Genomic DNA, 15,847 nt, shown 5'->3' with positions numbered 1-15,847 from the left:
ACGGCAGGATGGACATATGCCCCGCACGCCCGAATCCTCGAACGCGATCGAGTGCTCCGATCTGGTCATCGACCGGATCGGTCACGGCGCGCCCAATCGCGCGGTCGACGGCGTGACGTTCTCGCTCGCTCCCGGGGGGCTGATCTGCGTCGCGGGACCGACCGGCTCGGGCAAGTCGACCCTCGTCGCCGCGCTCGCGGGCTCGACCGATCCCTCGGTGCGCGTCGTCGGCGGCCGGGCACAGGTCTGCGGCATCGACATCCGCCGCCCAGGCCGCAAGCACCGCATCCTCACCTACCGCACGGGCTTCGTGCCCCAGGGCTCCGGGGCGGACCTGCCGCCGCAGCTGACGGTCAACGAGGTCATCGCCGAGCCGATCCTCATCCGGGAGAAGCGCGTCAACACCCGCGCGCTCTCGATCCGCGTGGCGACGCTCCTCGATGAGCTCCACCTGCCGCTCGGGACTGCGGCGAAGTTTCCGTACGAGCTCAGCGCGGGGATGCGGCAGCGCGTCGCGATCGCCCGCTCGTTCGTGCTGGAGCCGCGCGTGCTCATCGCCGACGAGATCCTCGCGAACCTCGATCTGGAGGTGCGGCCGGTGGTCTTCGACGCCATCACCCGGCGTCGCAAGGAGGAGGGGATGGCCGCGCTCCTGGTCACCAACGACGCGGACTTCATCCGGGAACTCAACGCCGAGACGCTCATGCTGCGTGGGGGCCATGTCGTCGCGCGCGGCGTCGGGAAGGACCTGCTGTGGGTGCCCAATGCGGAGTCGGATTCACGCCGCTGAGCGCGACACGCCCGACGGCCGCGGAAGGTGCCCCGGTGTCACGAACCGCGTCCGGAGTTTGCTAAGCTTGACGAGTTGCCCGCACAGCGGCGCACATTCCTCGGTAGCTCAATTGGCAGAGCAGCCGGCTGTTAACCGGCAGGTTCTTGGTTCGAGTCCAAGCCGGGGAGCCAACGAGAGAAGCCCCCTCCACGGAGGGGGCTTCTCTCGTATCCGGACCGCACGACCGCGCCGGACGCAGAGAAAGAGCCCCTCCACGCGGAGGGGCTCTTCTCTGCGGGGAGCGTCGTTCAGCCGACGCCCTCCATGGCACTCGTCTCGGTGTTGCCGATCCGGGCGATCACGTCAGGGCGGCGACGGGCGAGGTAGGCGTACCGGGTCAGCGCGAGGGCGACGGTGACGAGGAATACGTACGGGATCACGTTGTACGGGAAGGCCGGCACCGGCCACACGTTCGCGAAGAAGACGTACGCCATCGTCACGACGGCGACCGTCGCGCAGACCTTCACGAGACCGTTCCGCATCTTCGCCCGCTGGGTGTAGACCACGCACGCGATGGCGACGAGGGCGTAGGCGACCATGTAGCCGTAGGTGCCCCAGGTGTTGACCCAGACGAGGATGTCGCCCGTCGCGGCTCCCGCGACCAGCAGCACGATGTCGACCGTGATCGCCGCAGCACCGGCGAGGATGAGCACGCGGTGCGGCGTGAGGTGCTGCTCGTGCGTGCGGCCGAAGCGCTCGGCGACGACGCCTTCCTTGCCCATCACGTAGACGATGCGGCCGATCACGTTGAGCGGGGCGACGACCACGGCGAAGAACGACGCGGACACGCCGAAGGTGAGCACGGCCGCGAACCAGCCCGGCATGCCGATGAGGGCGGACATGCTCTCCAGCGGGCTCGCGGCGGTGGCGAGGTCGTCGCCGAGCACCGCGATCTGCGTGTAGGCGGCGAAGACGTAGAGCACGCCGACACCGAGGGCGCTCCACATGATCGCGCGGGGGATCGCCTTGTACGGCTCCTTGGCCTCGCGCCCCAGGGCGTCCGCGGAGGAGAAGCCCACGAAGCCCAGGATGCCGAGCACCATGCCGGACGCGATGCCCTGGAACGAGGAGCCGGTCGCGAGCACCTGCGCGGGGTCCCAGGCGGAGGGCCCCGCCCACGCGAGCGCTGCGATGAGCAGCACGAGGATGATGCCGACGGAGAGCAGCTCGAGGACGAGCGAGACCCGGGCGGAGAGCCGGATGCCGCGGATCGTGAAGAGGGTCGCCAGGCCACCGAGCAGGATCGCCAGGCCGACATCCCACCCCAGGCCCTGCGCGGGCAGGCCCAGCATGCTCAGGAACTGGCCCATGTAGCTGACCGAGCCGCTGAGGGAGGCGGCCGCGATGCCGAAGCAGCCGATCAGCAGCGTCACGCCGGCGAGGAAGGCGCCGAACGGCCCGAGACCCTTGGAGACGTAGGTGTAGAGTGAGCCGGCGGAGGCATGCTTGCGGGCGAACACCACCACGCAGTACCCGACGCACAGGATCACGATCGTGGCCAGGGCGAAGGCGTAGATGGTGCCGTTCCCGGCGCCGAGGAAGATGGCGGCGGCCGTGAAGGCGATGACGGCGCTGGGGGCGATGTTGGCGATGGCCTGGGCGGCGAGCTCGGGCCCGCTCATGACGCCGGTGCGGAGGCCGGCATCCTGCGGGGCGCCGGGCGGGGCGACGACGGTGTCTGACATGGTTCTCCTGGATTCGGGTTTCAGGGATGGGAGCCGCGCGTGGCGGTCAGGGGATGAGGAGGGTGCGGAGGGCCGAGCCGCCGTCGAGGTCGTCCAGCGCGGCGGCGGCCTCGGACAGCGGTCGGCGGCCCGAGATCAGGGGGTCGATCTTCAGCTGCCCGTCCATGTAGCGGTCCACGAGTGCGGGGACGTCGATCGACGGTCGCACCGAGCCGTAGTTCGAGCCGAGGATGCGCTGGTCGGCCTCGGCGAGGACGAGCGGCTCGAACGAGGCACGCGCCCCTGTGGGCGGCAGGCCGACGATCACGGCGGCGCCGCCGAGTCCGAGCATCTGGATGGACTGCTCGGTCGTGGAGGTGCGCCCGATCGCGTCGAAGGCGTAGTCGACGCCGTCCGGGATGAGCTCGCGCAACTGGGCCACCGCGTCGCCCTGGGAGGCGTCGATGCGATCCGTGGCGCCGAACTGCAGCGCCATCTGCGTCTTCTCCGGGCGCACGTCGATCGCGACGATACGCTCGGCGCCGGCGAGACGGGCTCCCTGGACGACGTTGAGGCCGACGCCGCCGCAGCCGATGACGGCGACGGTCGACCCCGGCTCGACGGCGGCGGTGTTGAGAACGGCGCCGACACCGGTCGCGACGGCGCAGCCGACGACGGCGATGACGTCGAGGGGCGCGTCGTCGCGGACCTTCACGGCTCCGGACGCGGGGACGACGACCTCTTCCGCGAACGACGAGACACCGAGGTAGTGGTGCAGCTGCTCGCCGTCGAGGCTCAGCCGGGAGGTGCCGTCGAAGAGGACGCCCAGCGGCGCGACCACGGTCGCGACCTTCTGGCACCGCGCCTCGTGGCCGGCGCGGCAGTACCGGCACTCGCCGCACGGCGGCACCCAGCTCAGCACGACGTGGTCGCCGACAGCGAGGGTGGTGACGCCTTCGCCGAGCTCGGTGACGACGCCGGAGCCCTCATGGCCCATGACCAGGGGAGCGGCCGCATCCCACTCGCCGCGCTTGACGTGCAGGTCGGAGTGGCAGACACCGGCAGCGGCGATGCGCACGCGCACCTCACCGGCGCGGGGCGGGGCGAGGTCGACGTCGACGAACTCGATGGGCGACTGGGGGTCGCGGAAGACAACAGCTTTCATGACATCCTTCGGGAAGTGGGGATGCGCACGATGCTAGGAGAGAGCGGAACTCCTCGGCATCCGACAGATATGTGAAGAGAACGGCTGCTCTTCGACAATCTGTATGATCGGAGGGTGGCTCGTGACGTCGCCTCGGTGGCCCGATATCTCCGCGCGGAGCTGCTGCCCGGCGCCGTTCCCGGTGCGCGGCCCGTCAACGCGGTCGTACCCCTCGACGACTTCGGTCCACCGGTGGATCCGCTCCATGCGACGCTCGTCGTGGCCGAAGAGACCGCGCTCTTCGGCGTCGCCGGCGACCGGCGCGCCGCGCTGGGGGAGGCCGTGGCGGTCACGAGCGACGACAGCCCCCGTCTTCGCGAAGCGGTGCGGGACGCGGGAATCACGGCCATCGTCGGGGTGCCGATGCCGCCGTCGCTGCTGGTCCCGACGTTGACCTCGCTCCTCGCGGTCGATCAGGCGGCGGAGGCTCGCGCCATCACCTCGGCGATGCGGGTGCTCACACTGGCGGCGCGACGCAGCGGCATCACCGGCGTCATCGCCGAGCTCGCGCACCGCATTGACGGGTGGGCGGTGCTGCTGGACCGGCATGGTGAGGTCATCACGACGGCGGGTGCCGGAAGCCTGCACATCGACGACGCGATCGCGGTCGCCGTCGGCAGGCCGGTGCGGGTGCGGCATCGCGCCCTCCAGGTGCACCCGGTCGGTCCCGGTCAGGACATCAGCGCGCAGCTCGTGACCGCTCCGCGTAACGACAGCTCCGGCCGCGGTCGGGAACTGAGCTCGCAGGCCGCGGCGCTGCTCGATCTGCTCATGCGCACGAGGGACAGCAGTCAGCTGGAGCGCCTCGGCCGCTCGATGATGTTCGAGACCGTGCGCGAGGGAGGGGAGGAGGCCACTCGTCTGCTCCGCCGCTGGGGCGTGCACGAGCGCGTGCTGGTGGGGTTCGCCCTCGCCTCCCGTACCAGCGGTGTCGACGTCGAGCATCTGCTCGGCCTCTGGCTCGACGAGCTGGGCGCGGAGCACGTCTTCACGTCGCAGCGGGGAATCGTCCAGGGCGTCGTGCGCGAGGACCATGCCGACCAGATCGCGCATCGCGCCAGGGCGTTCGCCTCGACCCTCTATCTCGGTCTCGGCCGACCGGCGGGCACCGATGCTCTCGCGCGCAGCATCGACGAGGCGCGGCACGCCTGCGAAGCCGCGCGCACCGGGGGCGAACGCGTGGTCCGCTACGAGGCCATCCCGACGGTGTCGTTCGTGCTCGGGGCGCTGGACAGCGATCAGACCGGCCGCCTCGCCCGACTGCTCGATCCGCTGCGCGCCGCCGAGAGGCCGGCCGAGCTGCTGGACACCCTCCGGGTGTTCCTCGCGACGAACGGAGCCTGGAGCGAGAGTGCGGCGCGACTCCGCATCCACCGGCAGACGCTGACGACCCGCGTCAGACGGATCGAGGATCTGATCGGACTCTCCCTGAGCGATCCGGATGACCGCGTCGCGGCGTGGCTCGCGCTGCGCGCCTCCGACGACTGACCCACGACCCGGACGACGAAGGGCCCCGCCTGATGGCGGAGCCCTTCGTGGAGATGCCGTCGGATCAGCGTGCGGCGCCCTTGAGCGATCCCTCGACCTGGCCGGCCGGGTCGATGATGATGCACTGGATCACGCGGTCGTTGGCCTGCTCCCACGAGTCCTTGCTGGGGGTGAGCGTGGTCACGTCCAGGGCGGACTCCTGGTAGGAGACGCCGACGAAGGAGGTGTACGCGTCGCCGATGCAGCCCTCGGAGGCGGCGCTGATGGCGTCCTCCGAGTAGTCGCCGTCGTCCATCTTGATCTCGTAGAAGACCTCTTCGTCGTGGGGCTCGGAGCACGGCACGACGTTCGCGTCGGTGAGCATTCCGGAGCCGGTCTCGAGCATGCAGTCGCCGAGCTTCACCGAGAAGACGTCGATGTTCGCGCTCTCGGTGACCTGGCCGGTCTCCTCGTCGCGGTCGGCGTCGGCGCGACCGCCGCCGAGGATGCTGTTGATCGCGCTGCAACCGGTGAGGGCGAGCGAGACGGCGACGGCCGAACCGGTGAGCACGAGTGCGCGACGGGTGCGCGACTTCATCATGGATTTCCCCTTCAGAGCGTGACGCGGGGCATGCTGAATATCCCCGCCGCGAACACGCTATAGTGCCCGGAGTCTATGACGCAACTTGAAGGATGCTGTGCGTGGGCTGAATGCGATCAGCCCTCGAGGTCGTCGACGCCGGGGAGCCAGCTGGCACCCGGTCGCCCCCAGCCGCGCTTGCGGGCGATCTTCTGCGTGGTCTTCCAGTCGGAGTCCGAGAGGCGGTCGATGTAGAGCACGCCGTCGAGGTGGTCGAACTCGTGCTGCATGATGCGGGCGCGCCAGCCGTCCACCTCGAGCGTGACGGGGCCACCGTCCAGGTCCGTCGCCGTCACGCGCACGCGGTCGGAACGGCGCAACGGGAACCGCTCACCGGGGAAGGACAGGCAGCCCTCGGACTCCAGCTCGGGGTCGGGAGCGCCCGGCTCCGGAGGCGTCATCCACAGCTCCGGGTTGATGAGGACACCGCGCCAGGGCTGGTCGTCGTCGTCGACGTACGAGTACGTGTAGATCCGCAGAGGCACCCCGACCTGCGGAGCGGCGAGGCCGACGCCGGGCGCGGCGTCCATGGTCTCGAACATGTCCGCGACGAGGGTGCGGATCTCGTCGGTGATGGCCTCGACGGGGGAGGCGGGGGAGTGCAGGACGGGATCGCCCATGATGCGAATCGGAAGGACAGCCACGTCACAACCCTAGTCGGCGGCACTCTCCGGGTAGGGTCGTACTGTGAGCGCAGGGGTGTGGATGGGGACGGTCGAGGACGTCGGCGACCAGCTGGTCGGAGCGTTCCAGAACCCCGGCCTGCTCCTGGGCATCCCGCTGGCCCTCGCCGGCGCGGTGTTCATGTCGCTCGGCGCGCAGTACCAGCACCGGGGCGTGGAGAAGGTCGAGCGGCTCAGCGGCTCCGACGGTGCCGCCGGCCTCAGCTTCGATCAGCTCAAGCGCCTGTTCACCCGCCCGTCCTGGGTGGTCGGCACGCTCATGCTGGGCCTCGCGATCGTCTGCCAGCTCGCCGCCCTCGTCAAGGCGCCCCTCATCGTGGTGCAGCCGCTCGGCGCCATCGCGCTGGTCATCACGACGCTGCTCAATGCCCGCATCTCAGGCCACGCCCCCACGCGGCAGTCCCTCACCGCGATCATCGCCTGTGTCGGCGGCATCTTCCTGTTCGTGTTCTTCGCCGCGATCTACGCCACGGAGAAGGAGGTCACGGACCGAGAGCTGTTCGTCATCCTCGCGATCCTGCTCGTCGTGATCATCGTGCTCGGGGCATGCTGGCTGATCCTCCGGCACCGGATGCGGGCGCTGTTCTACATCATCGGCGCCGGCATCCTCTACGGTTTCGTCGCCACCCTCGCGAAGGTCATCATCAAGCGGATCGAGGCGGGCCAGTTCGAGTGGATCACCGCGGTCTGCCTGCTCGCGCTGCTCTCGGCGGGCGCGGTGGGTGCGTACTTCGTGCAGACCGCCTACAGCTCCGGTCCCCCTGACCTCGTCATCGCGGGCCTGACGGTCGTCGACCCCATGGTGGCCGTGCTCATCGGCATGCTCGTGCTCGGCGAGGCCGCGGCGGCGCCGTGGTGGGTCTTCATCATCTTCGGAGTCGCCGGCGGCATCGCCGTCTGGGGTGTCGTCGGGCTCGCCCGGTTCCATCCGCAGGTCCTCAGCGAGAGCCAGGACCTCGGCATCACCCGGGGGAGTGATCCCGTGGCCCCGCCTGCGGCGCCGTCATCGGGCGCGCCGGAGCAGTCGGACCCGCGCGAGACGCGCGACCCCGACGCTCAGTAGGCCTGGTCGATGAGGTCGGGTGAGACCTCGGATGCCGCCGCCTCGTCGACGAAGAACACCGTCCGCTTGCGTCCCTTCGCCCCGGCTGCCGGAACGCTCGTGTAGCTGGCGCCGGCGAGAGCGAGGCCCAGCGCGGAGGCCTTGTCGGCACCGGTCAGGACCAGCCACACGCGCTTGGAGGCATTCAGCACAGGGCGGGTGAGGGTCACCCGCTCGGGCGGAGGCTTGGGGGAGTCCCGCACCGGGAGGGCCGCGGCGTCGGTCACGGTGACCTCCTCGCGGTCCGGGAAGAGCGAGGCGATGTGACCGTCGGGACCGACGCCGAGGAAGCACACCGCGAACGACGGCCACGGGTGCTCCTCGGTGCCGAAACGGGCGAGCTCGGCGGCATACGCGGCGGCGGCTTGATCGAGGTCGAGTCCGCTGTCGGAGCCGGCGACCTCGTGCACGTTCTCCGCCGGGACGTCGATGTGATCGAGCAGCGCCTCCCGGGACTGGAGAGCGTTCCGGTCCGCGTCGTCCCGAGGGACGTACCGCTCGTCGCCCCACCAGAAGTGGACGAGGGACCAGTCGATCTCGGCGGCTCGCGGATTCTCCCGGACAGCGCGCAGCACGGCGCCGCCCATCGACCCGCCCGTCAGGGCGATGTGAGCCAGCCGGCCGTTGCGCGTGCGCGCGCGGACGCGGGTGAGGAAGCGATCGGCGACCCGGAGGGCGAGGGTGGTCGGGGTGGATTCGACCACGACCCGCTTCTCTGCGGACGATCCCGGCATCGAGGTCACTCTCCTGTCTCGGGCGGACCGAGTTTCTCCCAGCCCTCCGTGATCACTCGACCGTACAGGACGTCGGGGTCGAGCCGGCGCAGCTCCTCGGCAAGGCACTCGCGCAGCGTGCGCCGCGGCAGGTGGAGGTCGTGATCGGGCTGGTCGGGCTGGGTGAGCACGGCCACGCCCGGCGACGGCCGCTCGAGCAGGATGTCGCCGGACTCGCGCGTGAGGCGCACCGACTTGATGCCCTCCTGCCAGTGCTCCGGGTCCTCGTACGACCACCGGACCGGGACGTCGAGTGCCATCTGCAGCCAGGCGGCGAGCAGCGCCGTGGACGGCGAGGCGCTCGCCCCGCGGACCTCGACGGCGGTGATGGTCTCGTACGGCGGCTGGTCCAGCACCGCGGCCAGTTGCTCGCGCCAGTGGGTCAGGCGCGTCCAGGCCAGGTCGGTGTCGCCCGGGGCGTGCGTGCGCCCGAGGAGCGCGAGCCGGTCGCGGACGTCGGGGGACGTCGCGGCGTCGGTGATCCGGCGCTGGGCGATGCGGCCGAGAGGCGACGTCGCCGGAGCGGTGGGAGCCTCATCCGGCCACCACGCCACCACCGGCGCGTCGGGGAGGAGCAGACCGGTGAGGAGGCTCTCCTCGTTGCTCGCGGCGTCGCCGTGCGCGTGCAGCACGACGACCTCGCTCGCACCGGCGTCGCCGCCCACGCGGATCTGCGCGTCCAGTCGGGACTCGCCGTCGCCGGTGGTCAGCACGATCACGCGCATCGGGTGCTCGCGCGACGCATCGTTCGCGGCATCGATGGCGGCCTCAGCGACCCCCTTGCGGGCCGAGATGACGAGGGTGAGGACGCGGCCGAGGGCGACGGCGCCGCCCTCCTCGCGCACCTTGACGAGCTGCTTCGCGACCTGGCTGACGGTCGTGTCGGGAAGGTCGATGATCACGGGCGTCTCCAGACTCGTCCGTCGCGGGCCAGCAGGTCGTCGGCCGAGGCCGGTCCCCACGAGCCGGGCGCGTACTGCTCCACCGGACCGCCCTGGGCGGCCCAGTACTTCTCCACCGGGTCGAGGATCTTCCAGGAGAGCTCGACCTCCTCATGCCGCGGGAACAGCGGCGGGTCGCCCAGGAGGACGTCGAGGATCAGACGCTCGTACGCCTCCGGGCTCGCCTCCGTGAACGCGTGGCCGTAGCCGAAGTCCATCGTCACGTCGCGGACGTTCGTCCCGTTGCCCGGCACCTTCGAGCCGAAGCGGATCGTGACGCCTTCGTCGGGCTGCACGCGGATCACGAGCGCATTCTGACCGAGCTCCGAGGCGTTGCCGCGCCCGAACAGGTGCTGCGGTGCGCGGTTGAACACCACCGCGATCTCGGTCACGCGTCGGCCCAGGCGCTTGCCCGTCCGCAGATAGAACGGCACGCCGGCCCAGCGCCGGGTGTCGATCTCCAGCTTGATCGCCGCGTAGGTCTCGGTCGTCGACTCGGGGTCCATCCCGTCCTCGTCGAGGAAGCCGGTGACCTTCTCACCGCCCTGCCAGCCTCCGGCGTACTGCCCGCGCGCGGTGGCGAGGGACAGATCCTCCGGCACGTGCACCGCGGCGAGGACCTTCTCCTTCTCTGCTCGCAGATGCTCGGCGGAGAGGCTGATGGGCTCCTCCATCGCCGTGAGCGCGAGGAGCTGGAGCAGGTGGTTCTGGATGACGTCGCGTGCGGCGCCGATCCCGTCGTAGTACCCGGCGCGACCGCCGACGCCGATGTCCTCGGCCATCGTGATCTGCACGTGATCGACGTAGTTGCGGTTCCAGATCGGCTCGTACAGCTCGTTGGCGAAGCGCAGCGCGAGGATGTTCTGCACCGTCTCCTTGCCGAGGTAGTGGTCGATGCGGAAGATCGAGTCCGCAGGGAACGCGACCTCGAGGGCGGCGTTGAGAGCGCGGGCCGACTCGAGGTCGTGCCCGAACGGCTTCTCGATGACGACGCGCCGCCAGCGCTCGTCGTCGTCCGCGTCCTCGCCCACGAGGCCCGAGTCCTTGAGCTGCTTCGCGACGAGCGGGAAGTCCTTCGGCGGGATGGAGAGGTAGTAGGCGTGGTTGCCCATGGTCCCGCGCTCCACGTCGAGCTTCTCGACGGTCTCCCGCAGCTTGCGGAAGGAGTCGGGGTTGTCGAACTCGCCGGAGACGAACCGGATGCCCTGGAGCAGCTGCGTCCAGGTCTCCTCGCGGAACGGCGTGCGGGCATGCTGCTTCACCGCGTCGTAGACGACCTGGGCGAAGTCCTGGTCCTCCCAGTCGCGGCGGGCGAAGCCCACGAGCGCGAAGCCGGGCGGCAGCAGTCCTCGGTTCGCGAGATCGTAGACCGCCGGCATGAGCTTCTTGCGGGACAGATCACCCGTCACGCCGAAGATCACGAGGGCGCTGGGCCCCGCGATCCTGTTGAGACGACGATCGTCGGGGTCGCGCAGCGGGTTGTGCCCGCGCGAGATGGGTACAGACATCGGTGGGGGCTCTCCTGCGATTACTTCTGTGCGGCTTCGAACAGGGCGAGCACGTCGTCCGAGGACTCGGTGATCGTCAGCGAGACGACGGGCCGTCCGTGCTCCGCGAGCACACCCGCGTCGCCGGCTGCCTGCGCCTGGATGAGCTGCCCGAACGTGAACGGGCGGTCGGGGATCTCGAGGTCCACGTCCGTGCGCTCCAGGATCTGCAGGAACACGCCCTGGGCGGGGCCGCCCTTGTGGTACTGGCCCGTGGAGTGCAGGAAGCGCGGTCCCCAGCCGAACGTGGTCGGGCGCCCCGAGTCGGCGGCGACGAGTTCGCGCAGACCCTGGAGCTGCGGCACCTCGAGGCGGTTGACGTACGCCTGGATGGACACGTAGCCGTCGGCGGGGAGCTGCGCCCAGAGAGCGTCCAGCACGCCTTCGACCGTTCCCGACGCGGCGAGGGCGGGGTCGGAGACCCGGACCTCGACACCGTTCTCGACGAACGCGGGAGCCGTCGGCTCCGGGCGCGCGTCGAGCAGACCTCGGGCGGCGACCTTGGCCGACTCGACGTCGGGCTGGTCGAACGGGTTGATCCCGAGGAGGTGCCCGGCGATCGCCGTGGCGTACTCCCAGACGATGAACTGCGCGCCGAGCGTGCCGCTGACGAGGATCTCGCCCTCGTGCCGTTCGTGCAGGTGGAACTCGTTGGCGTCGTCGACGAGACGCACGATCTGGAGGTCGGCGGGGACCGGGTCCAGCTCCGGCGAGACCGGGAGCAGGACGACCGGGAGGATGCCCGTGCCCTCCTTGCCCGTGGACTCGGCGATCAGCTGCTCGATCCAGTCCGGCAGCCCCTTGATGTGCGTGCCGTCGGTGATCAGACCCAGCTTGTCGCGGCGGGGGCTCGTGGCGGCGATCGCGGCTCCGAGACGGAGTGCGGGGTTGTCGGCGGAGTCCACGGCGACCTCGAGCAGCGAGGCCTCGGCCTCGTCCAGGAGCTCGTCGATGTCGACGCCGGCGAGTCCCGAGGGGACGAGGCCGAAGGCGGTCAGCGCCGAGTAGCGGCCGCCCACGTTCGGGTCGGCGTTGAAGACCCGGTAGCCGGCCTCGCGTGCCGAGGCGTCGAGCGGGGAGCCGGGGTCCGTGACCACGACGATCCGCTCGGTGGGATCGATGCCGAGGTCGCGGAAGGCGGCCTCGAAGGTCCGGCGCTGCGAGTCGGTCTCGACCGTGGAGCCCGACTTCGACGACACGACGAGGACCGTCTCCGCGAGACCCTCGTCGAGGGCGGCGAGCACCTGACCCGGGGCGGTGGAGTCGAGGATGGTGAGCGGGACGCCGGAGGTCTGCGCGATGACCTCGGGGGCGAGCGAGGAGCCGCCCATCCCGGCGAGGACCACGCGGGTGACGCCCTTCGACGCGAGCTCCTCGCGCAGCGCGACGATCTCGGCGACGAGCGGGCGGGAGACCGAGACGGCCTCGACCCAGCCGAGGCGGACCGACGCCTCGGCCTCGGCGGCCGGGCCCCAGAGCGTGGCGTCGCCACCGGTGATGCGGGAGGCGACGAGGTCGTGGACCAGGGCCGGCACGGTCTCCTCGATGGCGACGCGCGCCGCGCCCGATGCGTGGATGGCGAAGGTCATCGCTGTGCCTCCAGAGCCTCGGTGACCTGTGCGAGCAGATCGTGCCAGGAGTCGATGAACTTCGCGACCCCCTCCTCCTCGAGCACCTCGGTCACGGCGTCGAAGTCGACGCCCACCTCGGCGAGCCCGGCGAAGACCTCGCGGGCCTCCTCGTAGCCGCCGGTGATGGTGTCTCCCGTGACGACGGCGTGGTCGAACGTCGCCTCGAGGGTCTTCTCCGGCATCGTGTTGACGACGCCGTCTGCGACCAGTTCGGTCACGTACAGCGTGTCGGGGAGGTTCGGGTCCTTGACGCCGGTCGAGGCCCACAGCGGACGCTGGAGGTTCGCGCCGAGCGCGAGGAGGTCCTGTGCGCGCTTCTCGGCGAACTTCTGCTCGAACAGCTCGTAGGCGAGGCGCGCGTTCGCGAGACCGGCCTTGCTCTTGAGCGCCTCCGCCTCGGGGGAGCCGATCGCCGACAGACGCTTGTCCGTCTCGGTGTCGACGCGGGACACGAAGAACGAGGCGACCGAATGGATGCTGGACAGGTCGAAGTCGCCGCTGTGCGCGCGCTCCAGTCCCGTCAGGTAGGCGTCGATGACCTCGGCGTAGCGTTCCAGGCTGAAGATGAGCGTGACATTGACGCTGATGCCGTTCGCGATCGCCTCGGTGATCGCGGGGAGCCCCGCCTTCGTGGCCGGAATCTTGACCAGGAGGTTGGGGCGGTCGACGGTCTTCCACAGCTCCTTGGCCTGCGCCACGGTGCCGTCGGTGTCGTGGGCGAGGTCGGGGGAGACCTCGATCGAGACGCGACCGTCGACGTGGCCGGACTCCTCCCACACCGGGCGGAAGACGTCGAGCGCGGCACGGACGTCCTGGGTCGTCGCGGCGAACACGGCGTCCTCGGCGGAGGCTCCGGACGCGGCGAGCTCGGTGACCTGCGCGTCGTAGGACGTGTCGTTCTTGTCCGTGATCGCGTTCGCGAAGATGGTCGGGTTCGTGGTGACGCCCACGACGTTGCGCGACGCGATCAGCTCGGCGAGGTTGCCGGAGGAGATGCGGGTGCGCGAGAGGTCGTCGAGCCAGATGCTGACGCCGGCGGCGGCGAGCTGGGCGGTGGGGGTGCTCATGCGTTCTCCTTGATGGTCTCGCGGGCGGCCGCGACGACGGCCTCGGTGGTGATGCCGAACTTCTCGAAGAGGGTCTTGTAATCGGCGGAGGCGCCGAAGTGATCGATGCCGACCGACCGGCCGCGGTCGCCGACGATGCCGCGCCACGTGAGCACGGAACCGGCCTCGACCGAGACGCGGGCGGTGACGGACGCCGGCAGCACGCTCTCGCGGTAGGCCTCGTCCTGCTCCGCGAACCACTCCAGCGAGGGGGCGGAGACGACGCGGACGTTCACGCCCTCGCCGGCGAGCACCTCGCGGGCGTTCACCGCGAGCTGCACCTCGGAGCCGGTGGCCACGATGATGACGTCCGGCGTGCCGTTCGGCGCTTCGGCCAGGACGTAGGCGCCCTTGGCAGCCTGGGCGGCGGAGGCGAAGGTATCGCCCGAAGCCTCGCCCTCGCCGCGCGGGAACACCGGGATGTTCTGGCGGGTCAGCGCGATGCCGGCCGGGCCCTCGTGGCGCCGGAGGATCTCGAGCCACACGGCGGCCGTCTCGTTGGCGTCCGCCGGACGGACGACGGCCAGGTTCGGGATCGCGCGCAGCGTCGCGAGCTGCTCGATCGGCTGGTGCGTCGGGCCGTCCTCGCCGAGGGCGACCGAGTCGTGCGTCCAGACGAAGACGCTCGGCACGTTCATCAGCGCGGCAAGGCGCACGGCCGGACGCATGTAGTCGCTGAAGATGAGGAACGTGCCCCCGAAGGCGCGCGTGGGCCCGTGCAGCACGATGCCGTTGACGATCGCGCCCATCGCGTGCTCGCGGATGCCGAAGTGGAGCACCCGGCCGTACGGGGCGCCCGACCACTCGTGCGTCGACCACTCGGCGGGGATGAACGACGGTGCGTCCTTGATCGTCGTGAGGTTCGACTCGGCGAGGTCGGCGGAGCCGCCCCAGAGCTCGGGGAGCTGCGCCGCCAGCGCGTTGATGACCTGGCCGGACGCGGCGCGGGTGGAGACGTCCTTGCCGGCTTCGAACACCGGGAGCGCGTCCGCGATGTCGGTGGGAAGCTCGTGCGCCTCGACGCGGTCGAGCAGGGCCTTGCGCTCGGGGTTGGCGGCCGCCCAGGCGTCGAACGACTCCTGCCAGGCGGCGCGGGCCTCGGCGGCGCGCTCCGCGAGGCCGCGGGTGCGCTCCAGCACGTCATCGGCGACCACGAAGGTCTGCTCCGGGTCGAACCCGAGGACCTTCTTGGTGGCGGCGAGCTCGTCGGCGCCGAGCGCCGAGCCGTGGATCTTGCCGCTGTTCTGCTTGCCGGGTGCCGGCCAGCCGATGATGGTCTTGAGGATGATGAGCGACGGCTTGTCGGTCTCGCCCTTGGCGGCCTCGATCGCGGCGTGGAGCTCGGCGACGTCCTCGACGTATTCGCCGGTCTTCTTCCAGTCCACGGTCTGCACGTGCCAGCCGTAGGCCTCGTAGCGGGCGGCCACGTCCTCGGTGAAGGCGACGTTGGTGTCGTCCTCGATCGAGATCTGGTTGGAGTCGTAGATGGCGATGAGGTTGCCGAGCTGCTGGTGACCGGCGAGCGAGGAGGCCTCGCTGGTCACGCCCTCCTGCAGGTCGCCGTCGCCTGCGATCACGTAGACGAAGTGGTCGAACGGGCTGGTGCCGGTCGCGGCATCCGGGTCGAAGAGGCCGCGCTCGTAGCGGGCGGCGTAGGCGAAGCCCACCGCGGAGGCGAGGCCCTGGCCCAGCGGACCCGTCGTGATCTCGACGCCCTTGGTGTGGCCGTACTCGGGATGGCCGGGCGTCTTCGAACCCCACGTGCGGAGCGCCTTGAGGTCGTCGAGCTCGAGGCCGAACCCACCGAGGTAGAGCTGCACGTACTGCGTCAGCGACGAGTGGCCGACCGAGAGGATGAAGCGGTCGCGGCCGAGCCAGTCGGTGTCGGTCGGGTCATGCCGCAGCACACGCTGGTACAGCAGATAGGCGGCGGGGGCCAGACTCATCGCCGTGCCGGGATGACCGTTGCCGACCTTTTCGACCGCATCGGCCGCCAGGATCCGGGCGGTGTCCACCGCGCGTCGATCGATCTCGTCCCACTGCAATTCCGACACGTTCATGCCCTTTCCGACAGTTTCGAGGGCGCCGGTATTCCCTGGCGCATCCGCAACTTCCCTGGCGCATCCCGCATCGTCCGGGGACGGGCGGGTTTGTGCGCAGCACCGGGCGCGCGAGTGCTCTCAGCATAGCGGTGACGGTCCCGGCGGCCGGGGGCCGGAAGGCGCGGAAGGCGTCACGGCGTGTCATACACTGGAGA

13 protein-coding genes and 1 tRNA gene are annotated in these 15,847 nt (G+C 70.5%); 4 read left to right on the top strand and 10 right to left on the bottom strand.

The window, feature by feature from the left end; translation table 11 throughout:
• The first annotated feature begins 16 nt into the window (after window positions 1-16).
• Both AB0310_RS05720 and AB0310_RS05715 read left to right on the top strand, forming a co-directional pair.
• The gene (locus tag AB0310_RS05720) at window positions 17-790 is read left to right on the top strand and encodes an ATP-binding cassette domain-containing protein (RefSeq protein WP_366236746.1); all 774 of its coding nucleotides are present in this window, start codon (window positions 17-19) and stop codon (window positions 788-790) included.
• A 97-nt stretch (window positions 791-887) separates the two neighbouring features.
• Window positions 888-963, top strand: a tRNA-Asn gene (locus AB0310_RS05715).
• A gap of 117 nt (window positions 964-1,080) precedes the next feature.
• Here the strand turns inward: AB0310_RS05715 and AB0310_RS05710 are convergent.
• Together AB0310_RS05710 and AB0310_RS05705 are read right to left on the bottom strand one after the other, a co-directional pair.
• A complete protein-coding gene (locus AB0310_RS05710) occupies window positions 1,081-2,517 on the bottom strand; it encodes an APC family permease (RefSeq protein WP_259952238.1) in 1,437 nt (478 codons plus the stop codon).
• 46 nt (window positions 2,518-2,563) lie between these two features.
• A complete protein-coding gene (locus AB0310_RS05705; protein ID WP_187661643.1) occupies window positions 2,564-3,661 on the bottom strand; it encodes an alcohol dehydrogenase catalytic domain-containing protein in 1,098 nt (365 codons plus the stop codon).
• Between the two features lie 114 nt (window positions 3,662-3,775).
• Between AB0310_RS05705 and AB0310_RS05700 the strand changes: the two genes are divergently transcribed.
• Window positions 3,776-5,188 carry a PucR family transcriptional regulator gene (locus AB0310_RS05700; protein ID WP_315637672.1) on the top strand — a complete coding sequence of 471 codons (1,413 nt, stop codon included), beginning with the start codon at window positions 3,776-3,778 and terminating at the stop codon, window positions 5,186-5,188.
• Between the two features lie 64 nt (window positions 5,189-5,252).
• On the opposite strand, the gene AB0310_RS05695 is transcribed toward AB0310_RS05700, so the two are convergent.
• Together AB0310_RS05695 and def are read right to left on the bottom strand one after the other, a co-directional pair.
• Entirely contained in the window at window positions 5,253-5,768 is a 516-nt protein-coding gene (locus AB0310_RS05695) for a hypothetical protein (protein ID WP_071329492.1), read from the bottom strand.
• A 116-nt stretch (window positions 5,769-5,884) separates the two neighbouring features.
• Window positions 5,885-6,451 carry a peptide deformylase gene (def, locus tag AB0310_RS05690; RefSeq protein ID WP_025103662.1) on the bottom strand — a complete coding sequence of 189 codons (567 nt, stop codon included), beginning with the start codon at window positions 6,449-6,451 and terminating at the stop codon, window positions 5,885-5,887.
• 61 nt (window positions 6,452-6,512) lie between these two features.
• Here def and AB0310_RS05685 point away from each other — a divergent pair, with 61 nt between their 5' ends.
• Window positions 6,513-7,553 (top strand): DMT family transporter, encoded by a 1,041-nt coding sequence (locus tag AB0310_RS05685; RefSeq protein ID WP_366236924.1) that lies wholly within the window; start codon window positions 6,513-6,515, stop codon window positions 7,551-7,553.
• On the opposite strand, the gene pgl is transcribed toward AB0310_RS05685, so the two are convergent.
• From pgl to tkt, 6 genes are read right to left on the bottom strand one after another with little or no spacing between them, the layout of a single operon-like run.
• Complete coding sequence (gene pgl / locus AB0310_RS05680) at window positions 7,547-8,326, bottom strand: 6-phosphogluconolactonase (RefSeq protein WP_187661640.1); 780 nt, start codon at window positions 8,324-8,326, stop codon at window positions 7,547-7,549. The two genes, AB0310_RS05685 and pgl, sit on opposite strands and share 7 nt — an antisense overlap.
• A 5-nt stretch (window positions 8,327-8,331) precedes the next feature.
• Entirely contained in the window at window positions 8,332-9,267 is a 936-nt protein-coding gene (locus AB0310_RS05675) for a glucose-6-phosphate dehydrogenase assembly protein OpcA (RefSeq protein ID WP_187661639.1), read from the bottom strand.
• Window positions 9,264-10,814: a glucose-6-phosphate dehydrogenase gene (gene zwf / locus AB0310_RS05670; RefSeq protein ID WP_187661638.1), complete on the bottom strand. Its 1,551-nt coding sequence runs from the start codon at window positions 10,812-10,814 to the stop codon at window positions 9,264-9,266. Before zwf ends, AB0310_RS05675 begins: the two co-directional genes overlap by 4 nt.
• 20 nt (window positions 10,815-10,834) lie before the next feature.
• Complete coding sequence (locus AB0310_RS05665; protein ID WP_268776209.1) at window positions 10,835-12,442, bottom strand: glucose-6-phosphate isomerase; 1,608 nt, start codon at window positions 12,440-12,442, stop codon at window positions 10,835-10,837.
• A complete protein-coding gene (tal, locus tag AB0310_RS05660) occupies window positions 12,439-13,551 on the bottom strand; it encodes a transaldolase (protein WP_187661636.1) in 1,113 nt (370 codons plus the stop codon). Before tal ends, AB0310_RS05665 begins: the two co-directional genes overlap by 4 nt.
• Window positions 13,548-15,644, bottom strand: a complete 2,097-nt coding sequence (tkt, locus tag AB0310_RS05655; RefSeq protein WP_268776210.1) for a transketolase — start codon at window positions 15,642-15,644, stop codon at window positions 13,548-13,550. The genes tal and tkt overlap by 4 nt, the downstream gene beginning before the upstream one ends.
• Window positions 15,645-15,847 lie beyond the last annotated feature (203 nt).

This window comes from Microbacterium meiriae (genome assembly GCF_040702565.1).
Taxonomy (GTDB): Bacteria; Actinomycetota; Actinomycetes; order Actinomycetales; family Microbacteriaceae; genus Microbacterium; species Microbacterium meiriae.
The sequence above is the reverse complement of the archived record's forward strand: the minus strand, read 5'-3'. Positions and strand labels throughout refer to the sequence as shown.